The sequence below is a fragment of the Delftia sp. WSY_10 genome, from assembly GCF_043104705.1.
Taxonomy (GTDB): Bacteria; Pseudomonadota; Gammaproteobacteria; order Burkholderiales; family Burkholderiaceae_C; genus Comamonas; species Comamonas tsuruhatensis.
In genome coordinates this window covers 1-1,904 of record NZ_JBICKY010000049.1, presented here as the reverse complement: position 1 = coordinate 1,904, position 1,904 = coordinate 1, and the positions used below count along the sequence as shown (strand labels likewise).

The 1,904-nt window shown below is 68.5% G+C and carries 1 protein-coding gene; it reads right to left on the bottom strand.

Features of this window, described 5'->3' with window-relative positions:
- Positions 1-1,904, bottom strand: a 1,904-nt coding sequence (locus tag ACF8ML_RS19370) for an RHS domain-containing protein (protein ID WP_392407693.1), incomplete at both ends; no start/stop codon positions are given.

The following is a 1,904-nucleotide window of genomic DNA, read 5'->3' as shown; positions in this document are numbered from 1 at the left end:
GCCCAGGTGACTAGCCCCCGTTGGTCGGTCAGGGCCATGGGCGTGCCCAGATGGTCGCAGTGGTAGTGGTGGATGGCGATGCGGGCGTGCTGTTCTTTTTCCTGTTTCTGCAGTTGGGTCTGCATGCCGGTGAGCAGGCGGGCCGTGCCCTCGGCCTGTTCGCCCAGCATGGCCTGGGCGCCGGGCGGCAGGCCGTGCTCCAGGGTGTGGCGCAGGTGGCGGGCGGCGTCTTGCTGCATGTCGCGCGGCATGGCACTGAGCATGGTTTGCATGAGGGCCAGGGCCGGCGTGTGGTTGGGGTCGTCCTGGTCGGGCAGGCCTGCGGTGATGGCTTGCACCAGCAGGTGGGGCTCGTCTTGGGGGTCGCCGCTGGCCGTGGTGCTCAGGCGCACCAGGGGGGTGAAGCTGCCGGGTTCGTAGATGGTGTGCTCTATGTGGCGCGTGTCGCTGCCGTGCTGCAGGCGTTCGGTGTGGATGAGGCGGTCGCCGTCCCAGCCGTAGTAGTGGGTGCGGGTGGGGGTGGTGGAGTCCGCGCTTTCGACCTGCTGCTTCAGGCGCCTGCCCAGGGCGTCGTAGGTGTAGCGGCTGTGGTGGCGCAACTGCTCGGCGTTGCCCTGGATCTGGCTGCTGCGCACGGCGATGAGCTGGTGTGCTCCGTCGTAGTGCAGTTGCTGCTGGCTGTGGTCTGCATGCATTTGCGCGATGCGGTTGCCGCAGGGGTCGTAGCGCCAGACGCGGTCTTCGCTGAAGCCGATGCGGTTGTCTTCCCAGCGCTGCGCGGGGCCTTGCCGCTGGCCTGCAAGGTGGCCCAGGCCCATGAGGTTGAAGTCGGTGTGCCGCCAGTGGGCGTGGACCTGGGCGGCCCAGCTGTCCTGAGGGCTGGCTTGACCCGGTGCGCCCGGTGCGGGCAGGCGGTTGCCGGCAGGGTCGATCTGCCAGCGGGCGGTGGTCTGGGGGTCCTGGCTGTCGGTGGCCGCTCTGAGGCGCCCGGCGCTGTCGTAGCCGTAGCGCAGCAGTTGTGCGGCCTGGCCCGGGGCGCCGGCCTGTTCGATGGCAACGAGCTGGCCCAGGCTGTCGTAGTGGTAGCGGCGGCCAAGGATCTGGCCGATGAGGGGCTGGACGAGGTGTTCCCTGCCTTCCATGCTTTGCAGGCCTGTGGTGCCCAGGGCCGTGAGGCGGCCCATGCTGTCCCATTGGCGTTGCACCTGCAGGGGGGGGTGTGCGTCTGCACCTGCTTCTGCTGCGGGAGTGGGTGGGTGCAGGCTGCGGCGGACTTCGCGGTGCAGGGCGTCGCGTTCGAAGTCGATGAGGCCGGCGCCGTTGAGCTGCAGTCCGTGCACATGGCCTGAGCCGTAGGTGAGCCAGGCGATCTTTCCCAGGCCTTGCAGCTGGCTGTGCTGGCGTGCGCCCAGCGCGTCCAGGGTGTGGGCGATGCGGTGTTCGTATTCGATCTGGTCTGCGCCGCCGTCCTTGCCTGGCCGGTACAGCTGCTGCACTTCTGCGGTGATGCGGCCCAGGGCATCGCGTTCCAGTGCTATGCGGCTTTGCAGTTGGATGATGTTCTCTGCGGTGTTCTCGACGGTGTGCTGCCAGACGCTGGCGGCCATGAGGCGTCCGGCCGCATCCCATTCGTAGCGGTGGGTCTGGGCCGGCGCATGGGCCGTGGCGGGCAGCTGACGTTCGACCAATCTGCCGCCTTCGTCCCAGCGGTAGTGGCTGCTGCTTTGCCGTGCGGCGTTGCCGTCCGTGGCTTCCATGAGCTGGCCTGCCGCATCCCAGCGGTAGCGCTGCAGCCGCTGGTCGAACCCTTCTTCCTGCACGAGCCTGTCCAGCGCGTCCCAGGCAAAGCGGCTTTGGGCTCCGTTTTCGTTGACGAGACGCGTGAGGCGGCCGGCGCTGTCGTA